At 49.3% G+C, this 16,835-nt stretch carries 15 protein-coding genes; 3 read left to right on the top strand and 12 right to left on the bottom strand.

The window, feature by feature from the left end; translation table 11 throughout:
* Positions 1–23 precede the first annotated feature (23 nt).
* From GWG06_RS18185 to GWG06_RS18165, 5 genes are all read right to left on the bottom strand, one after another.
* On the bottom strand, positions 24–1,487 hold the full coding sequence (locus tag GWG06_RS18185; protein ID WP_160714913.1) for a S8 family serine peptidase: 1,464 nt from the start codon (positions 1,485–1,487) through the stop codon (positions 24–26).
* 268 nt (positions 1,488–1,755) lie between these two features.
* Positions 1,756–1,908: a hypothetical protein gene (locus GWG06_RS18180; RefSeq protein WP_158631486.1), complete on the bottom strand. Its 153-nt coding sequence runs from the start codon at positions 1,906–1,908 to the stop codon at positions 1,756–1,758.
* Positions 1,909–2,081: 173 nt separating this feature from the next.
* Positions 2,082–3,059, bottom strand: a complete 978-nt coding sequence (locus GWG06_RS18175) for a hypothetical protein (protein ID WP_160714911.1) — start codon at positions 3,057–3,059, stop codon at positions 2,082–2,084.
* A gap of 167 nt (positions 3,060–3,226) precedes the next feature.
* Positions 3,227–6,469: a TonB-dependent receptor gene (locus GWG06_RS18170; RefSeq protein ID WP_160714909.1), complete on the bottom strand. Its 3,243-nt coding sequence runs from the start codon at positions 6,467–6,469 to the stop codon at positions 3,227–3,229.
* A 157-nt stretch (positions 6,470–6,626) separates the two neighbouring features.
* Positions 6,627–6,836: a hypothetical protein gene (locus GWG06_RS18165; RefSeq protein WP_127039121.1), complete on the bottom strand. Its 210-nt coding sequence runs from the start codon at positions 6,834–6,836 to the stop codon at positions 6,627–6,629.
* 479 nt (positions 6,837–7,315) lie between these two features.
* On the opposite strand from GWG06_RS18165, the gene GWG06_RS18160 reads away from it, so the two are divergent.
* Entirely contained in the window at positions 7,316–8,854 is a 1,539-nt protein-coding gene (locus GWG06_RS18160; protein WP_160714907.1) for a S8 family serine peptidase, read from the top strand.
* A gap of 216 nt (positions 8,855–9,070) precedes the next feature.
* Here the strand turns inward: GWG06_RS18160 and GWG06_RS18155 are convergent, their stop codons facing one another.
* From GWG06_RS18155 to GWG06_RS18140, 4 genes are all read right to left on the bottom strand, one after another.
* Positions 9,071–9,259 carry a hypothetical protein gene (locus tag GWG06_RS18155; RefSeq protein ID WP_127039129.1) on the bottom strand — a complete coding sequence of 63 codons (189 nt, stop codon included), beginning with the start codon at positions 9,257–9,259 and terminating at the stop codon, positions 9,071–9,073.
* A gap of 349 nt (positions 9,260–9,608) precedes the next feature.
* Positions 9,609–10,142 carry a DUF4240 domain-containing protein gene (locus tag GWG06_RS18150; RefSeq protein WP_160714905.1) on the bottom strand — a complete coding sequence of 178 codons (534 nt, stop codon included), beginning with the start codon at positions 10,140–10,142 and terminating at the stop codon, positions 9,609–9,611.
* 74 nt (positions 10,143–10,216) lie between these two features.
* On the bottom strand, positions 10,217–11,764 hold the full coding sequence (locus tag GWG06_RS18145; protein WP_160714903.1) for a M20/M25/M40 family metallo-hydrolase: 1,548 nt from the start codon (positions 11,762–11,764) through the stop codon (positions 10,217–10,219).
* A gap of 138 nt (positions 11,765–11,902) precedes the next feature.
* Positions 11,903–12,658 carry a class I SAM-dependent methyltransferase gene (locus GWG06_RS18140; protein WP_160714901.1) on the bottom strand — a complete coding sequence of 252 codons (756 nt, stop codon included), beginning with the start codon at positions 12,656–12,658 and terminating at the stop codon, positions 11,903–11,905.
* Between the two features lie 450 nt (positions 12,659–13,108).
* On the opposite strand from GWG06_RS18140, the gene GWG06_RS18135 reads away from it, so the two are divergent.
* Together GWG06_RS18135 and GWG06_RS18130 are read left to right on the top strand one after the other, a co-directional pair.
* Positions 13,109–14,098 carry a hypothetical protein gene (locus GWG06_RS18135; RefSeq protein ID WP_160714899.1) on the top strand — a complete coding sequence of 330 codons (990 nt, stop codon included), beginning with the start codon at positions 13,109–13,111 and terminating at the stop codon, positions 14,096–14,098.
* Positions 14,085–14,765: a TauD/TfdA family dioxygenase gene (locus GWG06_RS18130; protein WP_160714897.1), complete on the top strand. Its 681-nt coding sequence runs from the start codon at positions 14,085–14,087 to the stop codon at positions 14,763–14,765. Before GWG06_RS18135 ends, GWG06_RS18130 begins: the two co-directional genes overlap by 14 nt.
* 142 nt (positions 14,766–14,907) lie before the next feature.
* On the opposite strand, the gene GWG06_RS18125 is transcribed toward GWG06_RS18130, so the two are convergent.
* From GWG06_RS18125 to GWG06_RS18115, 3 genes are all read right to left on the bottom strand, one after another.
* Positions 14,908–15,504, bottom strand: a complete 597-nt coding sequence (locus GWG06_RS18125; RefSeq protein WP_160714895.1) for a DNA-3-methyladenine glycosylase — start codon at positions 15,502–15,504, stop codon at positions 14,908–14,910.
* Between the two features lie 124 nt (positions 15,505–15,628).
* Complete coding sequence (locus tag GWG06_RS18120) at positions 15,629–16,165, bottom strand: hypothetical protein (protein WP_160714893.1); 537 nt, start codon at positions 16,163–16,165, stop codon at positions 15,629–15,631.
* A gap of 27 nt (positions 16,166–16,192) precedes the next feature.
* Positions 16,193–16,807, bottom strand: coding sequence for a hypothetical protein (locus GWG06_RS18115; protein WP_160714891.1), 615 nt, complete (start codon positions 16,805–16,807; stop codon positions 16,193–16,195).
* Positions 16,808–16,835 lie beyond the last annotated feature (28 nt).

The raw sequence follows: 16,835 nt of genomic DNA, 5'->3' as shown, positions 1-16,835 counted from the left end.
ATTCGTAATTCGTAATTACTTCTTTACGGGTTTGCTATCAGCCACTCAATTGCTGTTTTAATATTCGGCAGTGGTCCTATGTGTCCGCCGGTGCCCTGGGCAGTGCCGGTGCTGATCAGTACAGATCTGATTTTTCTGGGTGCGAGTACCTTGCCTGTTCTGGCTTTGTACCAGGACTGTACAGAGATAACAGCAGAGGCCACGATGGGGGTGGCAGAAGAGGTGCCGGAGAAATCTTTGGTATAGCCAGCGTTAGCACCACCATTGTACAGGGAGGTGTAGCCGGTGCTGGTTACGGTCCAGTCGCCCCAGCCCTGCAGGTGAACGGGGGTACCATAGGTGGAGAAGCTGGCTTTGTTTCTGCCTGATTTAGTACCGGCGCCCACGATGATAGCGCCGTTATCACCACGTGCCCTGTAGGCATTATAGAAGGCATCGTCGAGGTTCTGGTTACCGTTACCTGCGGCAGCTACTACTACGATACCGGAGTCGGTAGCGGTTTTGGTGATATCCCATACAGCCTGGTTGTAGTCTGCAGGTACATACTGGCCGCCGTTGCCGCCGGTCTGCATTTCATACAGGAATACATCGCCGCGTCTCAGTTTTTTCAGTCCTTCCGCGATACCACCGGGTCTTCCCAGTACGCGTTCGGAGATGATGTAGCAGGCATCAGCGCCGTATACCATACCAGTTACGCCGAAGGTATTTTTCTTACCCATGAGGATGCCGGCAACGGCAGTACCATGATCTTTGAACTGATCGTCCGGCGGAGGTAAAATTTCCTGGCAGGTAGTAGTTACCAGGTCTTCATGATTTTTATTGTATCCCCATTCGATGTCTGCTATCCTGATACCGGCGCCTGTAACGCCGATAGACCAGGCATATTCGGCATTGATGCCGCGTACATTTACGCCGCTGCCGTCTACATCATTTTTATAATACTGCTGTGCAGTAAAATCGGGTGTAGCCGGTGGTGGCGGAGGAGTTACCGGTTCCATGGCGGCGTATTCCACCATGTCCAGTTTTTCAAATTCGTTTGCGAGATCCAGTACTTCTTTAGGTGTCATGTTAACGGCTTCCCGTACGTAGAGCAGTCCGCGGAAAGCATAGCGGTTGAATTGTCCGGGTTCCGGCGGGGCTACTCTTCCCTGTTTCATAGCTGCCTTGTCCTGGGAGCTGAAGGGAATGGCCTGCTCATAGGTGTAAGACCAGATATTGTTACCTGACCTGCCCCAGGTACCGGCATCAGCGGTGGCGCGTGCATTGGAGAAAACGGGTTTATTTTTCTCTACATCCGTGATGGATGTTGCCTTGAATTTCACCAGCAGCCGGTATTGATCGGTACCGGGCACAATCTGGTTCTGACCTTTCAGACCAACCGGATGAACAATTTCCTGAGAAGGAGAAGGAGGAGCATCCTGTGTTTTTTTAGTACACCCCATGATGCTCAGGCAAAGGGCGACGGCTAACAATAGACGACTTTTCATATGGTTTTTATTTAAGTGAAGAAATGGCTGGGATGAATGGGACAGATAATGGTTGAATAAATTTTACACGGGTTATCAGTATCGCGTCAGATAGTCGGATGGTGGTTCACTGTATATATCGTCGGGTTACTGGCGTACAGACGTTCACGTTGGTTGCCCTGCAAAATAAACAGGGTGGGTTATCATATCACTTCAGTGGCCGGATTAAAATGAAAGCCGCATAAACCAGTTGATATATGCGGCTTTATAATCTTTTTGTTGGAATACATCAGCAGATCAGCGTGCCTGATGTTGTACAGGTGAAGTAGCAGGTATTGGCGGTGGCAAATTGTAAGCCGCCTTTTACAACGTTTTGGGTCTCCTGCAGATTGGAAATTTTAATTTTTCCGAGTTTAAGTTTTTTCGTTGTGATCTTTTTCATAACTGTGATTTTGAGATAAGTGGGTTGAAAGGGTCAGTAAGTAGAAAGTATCATCTCTCTAATTTAAATGATTTCTCTGAATAATGAACAGCTGTAACCGGTAAAAATAAAAAGCCGCCTCTGGAAAGAGGGCGGCTGCAGTATACCCGGTATCTGCCGTTATGAAAAAGAACTTAGTAATAAATGTCTACGATGCCGCCCGGTGTTCCCGGCGTAACAACGGTGGAATGTTGTCCGCAGTCGGTTACAGGATTGGCTACCGTCCATGATAGGGGCGCCTGTGCACCGCCTACTTTCAGTTCGATGTTGCTTAACCTTGTTTTGGCGGTGGCGGGATAGTTGTTGCAGGTAGCAACGCTGTAGGCTTCCATTGACTCAGCTGCCCAGTAAAGTTTGGCGACGTTGTTAACTGTTAGGGTGATGGAAGGATAACCGGCGAATGCGGACGTATAGCTGTACTTCGTGCCGCTGCTGCCGGTGAGCGTCATAATGCCCTGCAGGCTGGTGCCTGGATTTACGCGGATCAGATTACTGTATAAGGCGGTACCATTGGCGCCGTCAACATACCAGTTGGCAATAGCCCAGTAGTTACCGCCGCCGGCTGCTGATACGCCCCATTGCAGCACAGGCTGCAAAATATAGGATGCATTCTGCAGCCCGTTGAAAAGGAAGATGGTCTGACCGGAATTGGTAGTGGGCGCAGGCGGCACTACCCAGCTGGTACTGAAATAGGAAATGGGGGTGGCGGAAGGATTAGTCCAGTAAGTATAGGTAATCCAGCCGGAACCCAAAGGAAGTGCACGGTCTTTGGGAATGTTTACATTGGTGGGATAATCAGGAAGATGACCTGCTTTATTTTCTACGGGTCCGTAGTCGCTGAGAATTCCGCGACCTGTTGTGCTGCGTTTTACCAGTCTGTCGTTGCTGGCGTCGAGGTATTGTCCGCTCCCGATGCTGCCTGTTTTTGAGGCAGGTCTCCAGCCGCCGGGAGTAAGTACTTCGTCCGGATGTGCTGCAGACGGATGAACGCCGGCTGTTGCTGTCTGCGGGTCTGCCTGATCGGCAGCAGTACCGGATTTAATATCTTTCCGGCAGGCAGTGGAGAAGAGTATGCCCGTCAGCAGCAGGGTGAATAAAATTTGTTTGCTCATAAAAGGGGTGATGAAAGGTGAAATAATATGGATAGTGGCCCCGGGTATAACAATGCTATGTGAATATAGGGAAAGTGATTGCAGTGCTGCTGCAATGACCTGCGCTGTACAGGTATAAAAAAAACGGCGCCGCAGGTAGCAGCGCCGTCGTGAAATATGGCGGGCGATCAGAAAATGTAGCGTAAGCCGGCCTGTATCTGCCATCTGGACGGCAGGTCGGGGCTGGTGATAAAAGTAGATTGCAGGGAAGGATCAAACTGATATACCGGCGCATTGTTGTTATACGCAACTGATAATGGCTGCGTATAACCGGAAGTGGTGGCATACTTCACCACACCCCAGTTGCTGTTCAGCATATTACCCAGGTTGATGATATCAAGACTCACCTGTATTGTCTGGTTTTTCTTCTTTCCCTTTATCACAAAATCCTGCAGGATACGCATGTCCACCTGGCTCATCCATGGATTTTCCCCGGCGTATTTTTCAGTGTATTGCCCTCTTCTTGAACGCAGATATTTATCCTGACTGATGAACCGGATCAGTGCCTGCCTTTGTGCGGGCGCATCCTGTACCTGCCCGTTAATATCTGTCAGGGGGGCAAACTGCATTTTATTTATTTCGTCATCGGTGGGTACATAGAGCAGATCGTTGGTAGAAGTGCCGTCGTTGTTGATGTCTCCGCCATATACATATGCAAAGCGATTGCCTGAGTTGACGGAAGCAAATAACGATACGGTGGTGCCCAGCATTTTATCTTTTCCGTAGCTCCACTTTTTAGAGATGACGCCGATGAAACGGTGACGGTTACCGTACAGGGAGTTGGACAGTACGGCTGCATTGGCGTTGTTGAGAATAGGGTTACGGTCAAAGGCATCGCTGGAGATTTCTGCTGAAATGGAGCTGGCGTCTTTGGCGATGAGGTAATTGTATCCCAGCATGGCATACAGCCCGTTTTTAAAGGTCTGCTGCGCCTGCAGGGAAAGGTTAAACTGATAGCCTTCGCGGGTATTGGTGAACACGTAGGCGTTATTGGCGCCCTGGTTGGCCGGGAGATAGACGGAGCGCTGATCACCGGTGCCTGAATTCAGCTTGCCGGCAGGTGTACCCAGTTTGTAGTTGCGTACCATCATGGCGTTGACATCTTTGGTATAGGACACATCAGCCGTGAACACCGTTCCGAAAGGTATCTTCACATCCGCACCCAGGTTGGATCTCCAGACCTGCGGCCATTTGAAGTTCCTGTCTGTCACATTGTAGAAGCTGCTGAACGGATTGCCGATATGGTTACCTATCCATACAAACGGGAAGCGGCCGGTGAACAGGCCGGTACCACCTCTCAGCTGCAGGGTTTTATCTCCCTTCACATCCCAGTTGAAGCCCACGCGGGGCGACAGCAATGGTTTCCGGGCAGGCAGCCGCGTGTTGTCCACGTCTTTACCCACGCCATTGGTAAGCGGCTTTCCGTCAGGATCAAACAGCACCAGGTTGTCGTTGTTGGGAACGGTGGGCCTGCCTTCTGTAAACGTTCCTTTGAAAGTGCCGTCTGTATTAACATCCGGTGTGGTGTACCGCATGTTGGAATAAAAAGGCACATCCATACGCAGGCCATAGGTAAGCCGGAATTTTTCATTTACCTGCCATTCGTCCTGCAGGTAGGCAGACAGCTGCGCAACGGTCAGGTAGTACCATGTCCATTCTCCTGCAGCAGCGCGGTTACGGGCATAAGCTACATCCACATCCAGCGGATAGGAGCCGAATACCACATTTCCGCCGTTAGGTACCTTGGTGAGGAAGTCGTTGATGTCCACCTCACTGAAGAGGGTAGGGCCATAGCCTGTCAGGTTAAACGAATTGCCGAATTTGAATGATTCGAAGGACGCGCCGGCCGTCAGCGTATGTTTTTTCAGGAAGATATTGAAGTTGTTGGTCACCTGCAGGGCATCCTGGTTCAGCCTGTTGTTGATAGAAAACGGTTCGTTGCCTGCAATGATGTAACGCACGCCGTTTTTGGTTATGTTAACAGGCGGGAAGGGTGCAGAGAACGGATTTCGTTTATCCCTGAACGTTGTATATACTACCCGCAGCTTGTTGGCGTAACTGCTGCCGAAATTAGACTTCAGCTCAGCGCCGAAGGAGTGGAGGCGGTTGATCATCTCATAGCCTGAATTCCGGAACTGCAGGGTAGTAAAGTCCGGGCCACGGCGGCCGATTGCGCTGGGATGCGCAGGCTTTTCCTTGCTGGCATCCATGCCGTTATAGGTAAAGGAAAGCCGGTTGCCGGCATTGATGTTCCAGTCTAACTTAAACAGCCACTTATAGCTTTTTTGCTTCAGCGTAAATTTCTGCCACGGACCGGTATCATAATCAAATCTGGACTTCAGTATCTGGCTCACCTGCTGCAGATCTGATTCCAGTACGCGGGAGGTGTTGGTCTGCCCGGTATTGGAGCTGTTCTGCGCCACATAGCTGGTGGCTTCATCGCTGCGCTGATCTGTTTCGAAGTTGACAAAATAAAAGAGCTTGTCTTTTACAATAGGACCACCGAGCGAAAATCCTGCCTGCAGCTGCTGCAGGTCGGGTACTACCAGCTTATTACCCGCTACGCGTGATCCGCTCATGGCCTGATTGCGGTAGAAGCCGTACACTGTTCCGGAAATATTGTTGTTGCCCGATTTGGTGACGGTGTTGACACCTGCGCCGGTAAAGCCTGCCTGCGTTACATCATAGGGGGCAATGTTTACCTGGATCTGATCTATCGCATCCAGTGAAATAGGCTGGGAGTTGGTTTGTCCGCCCGGTGTTGGCGCATCCAGCCCGAACGGATTATTAAATACGGCGCCATCCAGCGAGAAATTATTATACTGCCCGTTACGGCCGGCAAAAGATAATCCGTTATAGGTAATGGAAGCAGAAGGTGTTAAGCGCAGGTAATCATCTGCAGAACGGGAGATAGTAGGCAGCGCCTTCAGCATACGGCTGCCGATATTGACGGAAGCGCCGGTCTTTTTATTGTCGAAGACGGTAGATCTGCCGGAAACAGTAACGCTGTTCAACGACACCGTTTTTTCCTGCAGACGGATCTCTATGGCATTGTTCAGCCCCAGCTCCAGAAAGATGTTTTCAGTTACCGATTCCTGGTAACCGAGATAGGTGATGGTAACCCGGTAAGGGCCTCCGACGCGCAGGTTGGGAACGGTGAACCTGCCGTCGCCTTTGGTTGACAGTTGTTGTCGTATACCCGCATCCGTTAGTTCCACGGTAACGGATGCTCCGGCAACCGGCGTGCCGCCGGGTTCCTTCACTATACCGCTCAGGGTAGCGGTTGTCACCTGTGCCAGCAATGGGGTGGCGCTCAGTAGCAATAACAGGAGCCCCGACAGATAAACTTTACATCTGAAGTTTTTTCGCATAGTAATAATCGTAATTGTTTTTCGGATAAAGAAAATGAGAATGGAAACAGGTGTCGTGCTGAGGCAGCATGACAGTCAGTATTTAAATATTGGTTGATGCGGTTGACAGCCGGTAATTACCAGAAAACATAACACATGTGCAGGACTTCATTTACTGTTAGTGATGCGTCTGAGGATGCAGCATGTTATACAGCGCTTTTTGGAGGTCTTCGTTCTTCAGTTTATTCAGTTCTTCAGTGTGGATCTCATACCAGCCTTTTTTATGCCCGAGCACGCCTATAACATAGGTAAGGCCCGCAGGCGCCGGTTCTCCGGTTTCAGGATGTTTCCGGGAGAGGGTTACTATTACATCTTTGACTTTAGACATATAATGAATATAATCAAAAGTTCCGGATTACAGAAAATAATTATGAAGAACGCAGATGCCTTCCTTTTTTTTGCTGTCAATAATGATTATTACTGCAATCCTGCGGCGTTTCACGTTTATTTTCAGGCGCTTAATTTTTGCAGGTTTGAATATGTTTATTAAATTCGGAGTACTAATAATGCAGGCAGTCATCTTTGTTGCAAAAATGTGCTGCCGGTCTATAAATTGTTAACTATGTAACCCAGGCACATAACCCGACAGTATAACCCGGATAAATTTCCTGACATTACATTTTGACGCTGCCACCGCCGGGGTTTACCAGCACGGACCTACGGTTGAAAAACTCATGCGGACACAGGAAGCCACATGAGCGGAAGCTGTGTCATTATTACCCCGGACGCCCGTACTATCCATCAACATAAGCGATCAGAGAAACCTCCTGTAATCATTTCAAATCTTTGTTAACTTAAATTTTATTCATGAGAATTTCTTATTTACTCGCAGCCTGTCTGCTCATAGTGGCCTCTTCTTCCTGTAACAGACAGGAAACGCCGTTGAATCCCGGTTCTGCCGGTGAAAACCCGAATGAAGTGATCCCAAAATCTGCTATCAATGCCCTGGTAAATGAACAACTCCGCCTGAACGACCGCTTCAACTGGAAGATGGTAGGCGATAAAGTAGCCTGGAGTGCGCTCGTACAGGGCGACAGCATCCTGGCGGTAGGCTACCGGCCTGCGGGTACCGGTAACCTGGATGAGATGATCGATAAAATCGACATCCGCAGTCAGTCCTGGCAGGCAGCCAGACAAACCGTACTAAATCTAATTGCAGAAAATGAAAAAGTTACCGGCGCCAATGCCAAAAACATCATTACCTACGAGGCTTCCCGGTTACCTGTGTTTTATGTAAAAGCCAGCCGGCTGGCTACCGTGAAGGCATTGCGCGCATCAGGCATGGTGCGTTACGCCGAACCTTCCGGCTACGGAAAATATATGAATGATGGCCAGGCTGCAAAACGTTCTCCAGCCACAGAGTCCGGCGGATTATCATTCGGCTGCGATGCCAACCTGCCTAATACTTCCCTGGTAGCAGGTACGGATTACCTCAATATTACACCCGGCGCCAAACAATCCTGGAACTATGCCCTGCACAGCATTCCACAAGCATGGACAAAATCTACCGGCAGCAATGTAAAAGTGATGGTGATAGATACCGGAACCAGTCCGGATCAGGCTAACCTGGGCAGCAGCTTTAACCAGGGCGCTTCCACCGGAAGAACTGTCGAAAAAGGCGTTACCTATCCCGGTGGTACGCCGGCAGATGTCTGTGGTCATGGTACCAAAATGGCTGGTGTAGTTGCCGCTCCCAGAGGCGTAAACGGCAACAGCGCCGGTATTGCGTACAACTGTAACCTGCTGGCCGTACATGCGGCGGAGAATGTGGTGCTGCTGTCTTCAGAATCTTTACAGGGCGTTGCTGATGCTTATGTACAGGGCGGCGATAACGCTTCCGTGAAAATTATCAGCATGAGTATGGGCACCATCTTCGAATCAGGACAGGTTACCGACGCAGTGAATTATGCGAACAATAAAGGTAAGCTGCTGTTCTGCGCCGCAGGTACAACCAACTCTTTCTTCGGCGGACTGCTCGGTGTGATTTATCCTGCGTATCTGCCGGCCGTACAGGCGGTAACCGGTGTTACAGAGAGCATTACCACGCCCTGCGAGAATTGCCATACCGGAAGCCAGGTGGCCTTTACCATTATCATGGAGAAAAACGGCAACCGCAGAAATCCGCTGACCACTACTGCCACCGGAGATGCGCCTGGTACCGTAGGCGGTTCTTCCGTGGCTACTGCCAGCGCAGCTGGCATTGCGGCACTGGTATGGAGTAAATATCCTTCTTATCCGAAAGACAGCATCGTTGCCAGGATGAAACGTGCTTCCAGCAACTATCCCAACCGGGATTCCAAACTGGGATGGGGCTATGTAAACGCTGCCGTAGCCGTTGGCAACTGATGTTACTCTTATATTTGTTGATGGAAAGAAACAGGCACAAACAAAGAGAGGATGTACCGTCAGGTACATCCTCTCTTTGTTTGTAGCTGCCGTAAAGAAAGGTTATTTGATTATTTTTTTATTTGAGATTTTCTTTCCCGTCAGGGTGCCTTCAAAACCGTTAAGAAGAGATACTGATGAGAAAGAAAATCTCAAATAAAAAAATAACTACATGAATCAGCAGTCAAAGAAAGTAGGAACGCAGTCTCCACAGGTATTGTAGTGCGTTCTGATACAACCGCCGCCGGGTTGTGTGTTACACCCAACAAATATGGTGGCATCCTTTCCGAAGTGCAAAGGCTGGTTACTCAGACTGGAAATTTTAATTTTAGACAGCACCAGCTTTTTTTCATTGGTCTTTCTCATAATTGATTTGGTTTATAGATTAGAAAATCGGGAGAACGGATTTCCTGTTCCTCCCGGAACAAAATCGTATATGATGGCCAACGCCAGCCGGGCTTGATGCGGGCGGGAACCACTATTGGATGATTATTGATGAACGTGCATTACAGGAGCCGGCACTTTTCCATAAACAGGCTTTTCATAACGCCATCGGTTTTCACCTGATAAATGTACATAGAAATATGCATCGGATTATTCACTGAAAAACGGGATTTTTATCAGCGGCAGTAATTATTTATTTATGGGGTAGCTGGTTCTTTGCCGGAGAGGTGTTGTCCGGCATAGAACCAGCACAGGTAATGATTTGCGCGTGTTAAGCGTTGTAAACAGCCCAGAGTTTCGGATAGAGCCGGGGAAGATCATCTGCTGTCCATTGAATACCTTTTGTAGGCGGCGCTTCAAAATCATAATCCAATCCTCTTTCGTATGCCACATTCCGGGGCAGGTTATCTTCTGCTTCCTCTTCTGTAAGGCCGCTTTTCTGCAGGTAGGCATCGTCCGCTACATACAGCAGCTCTTCGAAATCAGGATAGGTATTTTCATGCACGATCGCTGCCAGGTTATCCGGCTGTGTGCGGGCGGTTTCAACAACTGCTTTCCCCTGGCTGATCAGCCAGCATCGGAAGTATACGTAGGCGTCGTCGCTTACGCGGCCGGTCATGACTTTCAGTATGCCCATGATACTGAAATCGTCCAGTTCGATGATGGCTTCCCGCAGGATAATTTCAAAGTCTGTTATGTCTTCCAGAGAGCAGGAGGTCAGCAGTTGCGTAATTTTTCCTGCCTTTTCTTCTTCAGCTGCCGTGGAAGCTGTCTCCATGATTTTCCAGAATGTTTCTTTTTCCATACTGCTATATATTATTTGGGCCGCAAGATAAATGAATCCTGCGGCCCGTAGGAAAATGATGTACAGCAAAAATTTTACAGCGGATAGTTCAGGTCAAACACAAACTGCTCTGCGTGGGGCTGCGGCTTGCGGGGCAGCTTTTCATCGCGCATGGCGGCATTGTACAGGAAGGCGGCCATTACTGCAGATGCCTGTTTGATATCGTCCATGGAGAGGTGCTCGTAAGTATCCATGTTGGTATGATGCGTTCTGGTTTCATATTCCAGCGGGTCCTGTATAAACTGGAATGCAGGAATACCTACTGCATCGAAGGGGAGGTGATCGGTGCTGCCGGTATTGCTGCGGGTAACACCGGTGGCGCCCAGATCGGCAAACGGTGCTAACCAGCTGCGGAATACAGGGCCGGCGGCATCGTTTTGCTGCAGGTAGATACCCCTGATCTTACCGGAGCCGTTATCCAGGTTAAAGTAAGCAGATACCTGCTGTTGTGCCGGCAACAGCTGCATGTCTGCCGGGTTGCCATAATGTTTCTTGACGTAATTGAAAGAACCGTATAATCCCTGTTCTTCGCCGCCCCACAGGGCAATGCGTATGGTGCGCCTGGGCTGTACGCCGATGGCTTTCAGTATTCTCAGTGCCTCCATCATAATAACACAGCCTGCTCCATTGTCTGTGGCGCCGGTGCCGCTGTGCCAGGAGTCCAGGTGACCGCCTGCAATCACCACCTCATCTTTCAATGCCGGATCTGTACCGGTAATATCGCCGATAACATTGTAACCGTTGAGATCATCGGTATACCACTTGTTCTGTATATCCAGTTCCAGGTTAACGGGAACGGATGAACGAAGCAGGCGGCTGATGCGCAGAAAATCTTCTTTGGTAACTGTCAGCTCCGGAACAGGCAGCTCAAAACCTTTGGCATAGCCGTTATGGCCATTTACTTCCATGGTGCCGTCTCTTCCGTTGCCCTGCAGGGATATTAATGCGATCACGCCTTTTGTAGCCAGGTGTTTTTTCGCGGCGGCTGTAAGCTTCGCTGTTTCCAGGTGCCTGGTTAATGACTCGCGCCGTACCATGTATTTATCCGGCAGGCTGTTCAGCACGCTGTCCGGATACCGGTAGATGGCAGGAGCAGGTTTCAGCAGGGTGTCTTTGGTATGCAGCAGTACTATTTTGCCGCGGAGGTTGCTGCCCAGCCTGTCAATAGCCGTAATGGTCATACTATCCAGCAGGATGGCATTGCCTGTAACAAGCCCTTTGGTACCCTGGCTCCATGCCAGCGGGAAAGCAATCAGCGGCTGGTAATATGGTTTTTTGATGGCAGCATACACATGTTCTGTGCTCCAGCCTTTGCCAAACACGCCCCATGGCTCCAGTGCGGCTTTGTTCAGTCCCCATTGCCGCAGGGTTTGTACGGCCCATTTCGCTGCCCGCATATACCCCGGAGAGTTGGTCAGCCGAGGCCCGGCAATATCCGTCAGCTGATGCGCTAGCTCTGCTGCTCCGGAATGTTCCAGGGCTTCAGTCCTGATCTGCTGCATCACCTCCATATTTATTTTCTCCTGCGCCAGTAAAGCCGCCGGTAACAGTATGCCGGCTAAAAGGGATAGATGTTTTCTCACAAGTGGTAGATTTTAATTGATGTATTTTCGATTTTCGGATTTTTTGATTTTGGAATTTAAAATGCAGCGGAGAACTTCGCGAAAATATCCGCTGCATTTTAAATTCCAACATCAAAAAATTCCAAAATTCCAAAATCTTCAGTGGGCTTTCGCCATATACAATGTTGTCGTATAATCCAGCTTTACCTTCCCGTTTTCCGCATAGCGGTCAAAATTTTCTTTCAATACTGCTATCATCTCTTCGCAGATATCATCTTCTTCTGAAGGCATAAAGGAGGTAGACAGCAGCCGGCCGCGTACCACTTCATATGTCAGCTCCTGCGTGCTGGAAAAAATCACCTTTTCAAAGGGGCAGGGGGCGAAGAAGGAAATGGTTTTGGATTCCGCTGTCACATCCCGGCCATCGTCGGAATAATTGGTGCCGTAGGTGGCAAAAATATTTTCGTAGGCGGCAGAAAAGGGGTTGCTGATCTCACGCATGTTCCACATCAGCAGAATGTAGGCATCTTTCCGGGCAATGCGGCTGAATTCCCTGCGGGCTTCCGCCTGCCGGAACCAGTGAAAGGACTGGCTCGCGAGGATAATATCCATGCTGTTATCTTCCAGCGTGGTGGCTTCTGCCTGTCCGTTCACGCTGTTGAAAGCTGGATAATCCTGCAGCAGCAGTTCTGCCTTTGCCCGCATTGCGTCGTTGGGTTCCACACCATAAACAGTATTGCCGTTCTTCAGAAATACTTCGGCAGATATACCGGTACCAGAGCCTATATCTGCTATCAGCATCCGGGGATGCAGCCCTATAGCTTCGCGCAGATGATCGATGACAACCGGTGGGTATCCCGGCCGGTAGCGTGCATAAAGGTCCGCTCTTCCGGTAAATCTGGTGGTACTGTTCATGGGTTAATGTTTACAACAGTGATTAATGGATTAAATCATCTCTGTGAAATGATTTTTTAAATGTAAAATTTTTGATGCAATACCAGGATGATTTTCTTTTCACCGGTAAAAATAGTAACAAGATAAGGTGAAGGGAATGATCAGTGGCAGACTGCGGTTTAATAGCGGTGAATGGCACTATAATGTTGATGCGTAGCGTGTTTTGACGATTGCTGATTTGTTATTGGAGATAACATAATGATAATAAAAAAAATTGCGTGGCTCAATTTATTTTTATTACATTCGGTTTAACGATCCCTGGATTAACCCGAGAGAAAGATTTGTTAACAGTATTCCTATTGCCAGCGTATTGTTATCGATTAAATGATTCAATCTAAGCCCGATTCTCTGTAACGTATAGCCATTAACGTTTTTGTAACCTGTTTTCCTTCATCACTAAAAACGAACGACATGAATCATTTGTTGCACTTTGATGACAGCAGGGCCATTGCCTTCCAGCGGCCGTCGCTCAAATCAATCAGTGAAAAAGACCTTGCTGAAATGCCCGTCTATGACATTCTCTGTGGTAAAAGCGCCGGCCTGCCTTTTGATTACCTGATGACAGATGTTTACTCCGGATGCCTGCCGATCAAAAGTATCTGCTATGGTAACTGCTCTGCAGCTGAATACTGGATCAATAAAGGATTCAACTTCGGTATGCGTCACATCAACCGGTTTGATGAAGCAAAATTCCGGGAATCAATTGTTAACCTGCCGTCACAGCAACGCTGGTTAAGACAGGGATGGGTATCCGACTGTTCTCTCTCCAAAAAATCCTGGGACCTGCTGGGACCTGCCACGGACATACTGATGGAATACAATATCCGGCTGGTCATCATCTCCAAAATATTTACCAAACCATCCCTGGAAATCATGAGGCAGCTCGCGCAGAACAAAGCCGAGATCAGGGTGTCTATTTCAGCGATAGACACTAAAAGGGAAATCGAAAAGCGTTTTGAGTTTCTCGATGCCTACCGTCAGGTGGGCGGCCTGGCAGTACCTTACCTGATGTCTTTCCGTTATGCTGACGCTGCCCTGAAAAATAACCAGGAACTGATTGTGAGCAAAATCATAGCAGATGATTATATCGCGTCGGAACATCCGCTCAGGCTCAGCAACGATAACGCCGGACTGGAAAGTGCGGAGGAAGACCGTCACTATCATCCCAAATTTGCAGACCAGACCTGGTTTGGCCGCCTGTACAATGATGCCGGCAATTTCGTACTGCCGCCGCCTACCTTCCTGCCTCCGGAATATGATTTCAACTATATCCGTTATTCCGATCTGGCGAAGGCAGGAGCGCAATTCTCCTTCAACAACCTGCCTACCTACCAGGACCTGATAGAAAAAAATTTAATTCACACCAATACTTTTGACCATGCAAACTATGACGTTAAATAAAGACCTCGCCACCCTTGAAAATGAAGAAGCAGCGATCCTGCAGGCTATCACCGGCCCACTGGAAGCGCAGGGATATGTGTCGGCAGACATCGGAGAGATTTCTCCCAAAACATTACTCTCCGTTGCCTATTTCTTCGGAGAAGTTATTCCCATCGGAAGAGGTAACGATCATGTCACTGAAATCCGTACCAGCGCAGAAGTAGGTTCCAAAAACGTACCCCTGCACAACGATAAATCCTACTGGAGAATACCTCCGAGGTACCTCATTCTCTACTGCCGCGAAGCCAATGGCTTCGAAAATAATCACATGCATGTTTCAGATATTCACGGCGCCTTCCTGCAACTCACTGAAGAAGAAAGAGCCAGCCTCTCCGAACGCGTACTGGATATCCATCATCCTTCCAACCGCAGCAGCGGCACCCTGCAAGGCAAGGTAGTCAACTATCTCAACGAAGAAGTCTTCTACCGCTTCCGCTCCGATACCATCGAAAAAAACTGGGATGCCTTCAACAAATGGGACCAGCTGGTCATCGACAACCTGGTAGAAGTACCCTTTAATCCCGGCACCCTCCTTATTATGGATAACTGGAAATTTGCCCATGGCAGAAGACTAACGTCTGTCGTGAATTCTTATTCGAGGAATATAGATAGGGTGCTGATTATGTAATAATAGAATTACGAATTACGAATTGCGAATTACGAATGTAGAAGCGAAGAGCTAAACGTAGATTTAAGGTGATAACTTAAAAATATCCTCCTAAGTCTACGTTTAGCTCTTCGCTTCTACATTCGTAATTCGCAATTCGTAATTATTTCCCCCGGCTTACCCACCCATTCCCCTCCACATAATACCTGTACAACCGCAATGCGTCTTCTCCGGCGTACTGTACGCCTATGCGCGGGGTGGCAACAATCTGTGCATCCGGGATGCGGCTGCCTGCTTCTATCCATACTTTATGGCCGTTGAGGCTTTCGCCGTTGAAGGAGGGATCTATGCCCAGGGCCTTGCAGAGATTGCCGGGGCCGGACGTATAGGAGGGCCGGATTTTATGCTGATAGCGGGCTTGCATGAGAGGAAGGCCCTCCAGGGGCTGCAAGGCTCTTATCAGTACGGCGTCTGGAACATCCTGTATGTTGGTGACTACGTTGAACAGGTAATGTATGCCGTAGCAGAGATATATGTAGGATACGCCGCCGGCGGCGTACATGATGCCGGTGCGCTGGGTTCTGCGGTTATTCCAGGCATGGGAGGCGCGGTCCGTAATGCCGGCATAGGCTTCTGTTTCCACGATGATGCCGGAAGTACGTTCCCCGTTGATGTTAGTGACCAGGTGCTGTCCCAGCAGCTGCCGGGCTATCACAGTGACATCTTGCTGACGATAAAATGTAACCGGTAGTTTACTCATGCATTAAATGTAAACATTTGCGGGCAATGGAGGAAAGACCAGCGGAGTAACTACCGGAAAGGTGTCGGCGGGAAGAAGAAGGGATAAGCCGTGAGCGGCCTATCCCGTTGGTTTATGTGTAACATTACAGGGGAATATTGTAGAGGCGGCAGACTTCCTCATAAGTCATTTTCGTATAGTCACGGCCAGCTACGCGCGCATTAGGCACGCCGCCGGGAATAATGAGATAGCGGACCATGTTACTTTCAGAAGGGATGCCGGCGGGCAAAACATCAGCGATGATCCTCACTTTACCTGGAAATAACCCGTATTGAAAACGGTATTGCGTACCGGCGCCACCTATATTGTAATAGATGCTGGGCAGGAGTTTGGCAATGCCGTCGCCATCGGGGTCCGAAACAAATTTCATGTATACGAGTACAGTGCCTTTATCGACGATTTCCTGCGTCACCTTAGCGGCAGCGATGTCAAAGTAATAGGTTTTTTTACCGGCGCCTGCGGAGGTGGTAGAAGCCACCCAGATACTGGTAGGCACCCAGCTGGTGTAAATCACATTGGCAGCGCCTGCCGGGCCTTCCGGACCGGTATCGCCTTTTTTGCACCCGGAGAATAACAAGCCGGCAACTGCCAGCATCAAACAGGATCTGAAGATAGATTTCATGATAGTCTGATTTATTTAAGTGATAGTTTAAAGACGGTCGTTATCCAGCTTGAATCCTGCCTCTGTCAGCTGTTCTGCGGCAGACAGCAGCGCTTTCTGCAACGCTTCTTCTGCGGTGAACTTAGCTGCCTGCCTGAACTCCAGTGCCATCACAAATAATTCCAGCGAATCAAATTTCGGCTTCGGAGGAATGTGTGGTTTCACGAAGTAAGGCGGACATAATTCATCTGTTAAAGCCTGCAGTAGTCTCACCCCGCCGGAATGGCCGCTACCGCCATTGGTATTACCGCTGATAAAGGCTGCCAGCTCCACCTTTTCAATAACAGCATACGCTACGTTCCGTGCAAACGTAATCCGCCAGGCTTCTGCTCCCAGCCAGGGATCAGGGCGGGGACCGGCGGTGTACTGATACTTCCAGGGCTGCGGACCCGGGCCGTTAATGATTTCCCATAATACAGGATGCCGGTGCGCTATCAGTGTCAGCAGGCTGTTTCTGTGGGCCTCGCGGATCACAGGGCCTATAGGCCACGGCCACGGCTTGGGATCCGGATCTTCCGGATTGGGATAGTATCCGTAAGTCCTCACATAATGATCGGCCTGTGAGAATATTTGCTCATGCCTCGATGCAGTGGTATTTTCCATAGTAGTAAGTTTTTGGAGTCAGAAAATA

Origin of the sequence: Chitinophaga solisilvae (genome assembly GCF_009928525.1) — a bacterium.
In the GTDB taxonomy this organism is placed as follows: Bacteria; Bacteroidota; Bacteroidia; order Chitinophagales; family Chitinophagaceae; genus Chitinophaga; species Chitinophaga solisilvae.
This window is presented reverse-complemented; position numbering and strand designations above follow the sequence as displayed.

What these genes read in the sequence shown, in the direction of transcription:
- GWG06_RS18120 (WP_160714893.1), bottom strand. Translation starts at nt 16,165, where the DNA reads ATGAAATCTATCTTCAGATCCTGTTTGATGCTGGCAGTTGCCGGCTTG.
- GWG06_RS18135 (WP_160714899.1), top strand. Translation starts at nt 13,109, where the DNA reads ATGAATCATTTGTTGCACTTTGATGACAGCAGGGCCATTGCCTTCCAG.
- GWG06_RS18125 (WP_160714895.1), bottom strand. Translation starts at nt 15,504, where the DNA reads ATGAGTAAACTACCGGTTACATTTTATCGTCAGCAAGATGTCACTGTG.
- GWG06_RS18175 (WP_160714911.1), bottom strand. Translation starts at nt 3,059, where the DNA reads ATGAGCAAACAAATTTTATTCACCCTGCTGCTGACGGGCATACTCTTC.
- GWG06_RS18165 (WP_127039121.1), bottom strand. Translation starts at nt 6,836, where the DNA reads ATGTCTAAAGTCAAAGATGTAATAGTAACCCTCTCCCGGAAACATCCT.
- GWG06_RS18180 (WP_158631486.1), bottom strand. Translation starts at nt 1,908, where the DNA reads ATGAAAAAGATCACAACGAAAAAACTTAAACTCGGAAAAATTAAAATT.
- GWG06_RS18140 (WP_160714901.1), bottom strand. Translation starts at nt 12,658, where the DNA reads ATGAACAGTACCACCAGATTTACCGGAAGAGCGGACCTTTATGCACGC.
- GWG06_RS18160 (WP_160714907.1), top strand. Translation starts at nt 7,316, where the DNA reads ATGAGAATTTCTTATTTACTCGCAGCCTGTCTGCTCATAGTGGCCTCT.
- GWG06_RS18185 (WP_160714913.1), bottom strand. Translation starts at nt 1,487, where the DNA reads ATGAAAAGTCGTCTATTGTTAGCCGTCGCCCTTTGCCTGAGCATCATG.
- GWG06_RS18155 (WP_127039129.1), bottom strand. Translation starts at nt 9,259, where the DNA reads ATGAGAAAGACCAATGAAAAAAAGCTGGTGCTGTCTAAAATTAAAATT.
- GWG06_RS18130 (WP_160714897.1), top strand. Translation starts at nt 14,085, where the DNA reads ATGACGTTAAATAAAGACCTCGCCACCCTTGAAAATGAAGAAGCAGCG.
- GWG06_RS18115 (WP_160714891.1), bottom strand. Translation starts at nt 16,807, where the DNA reads ATGGAAAATACCACTGCATCGAGGCATGAGCAAATATTCTCACAGGCC.
- GWG06_RS18150 (WP_160714905.1), bottom strand. Translation starts at nt 10,142, where the DNA reads ATGGAAAAAGAAACATTCTGGAAAATCATGGAGACAGCTTCCACGGCA.
- GWG06_RS18170 (WP_160714909.1), bottom strand. Translation starts at nt 6,469, where the DNA reads ATGCGAAAAAACTTCAGATGTAAAGTTTATCTGTCGGGGCTCCTGTTA.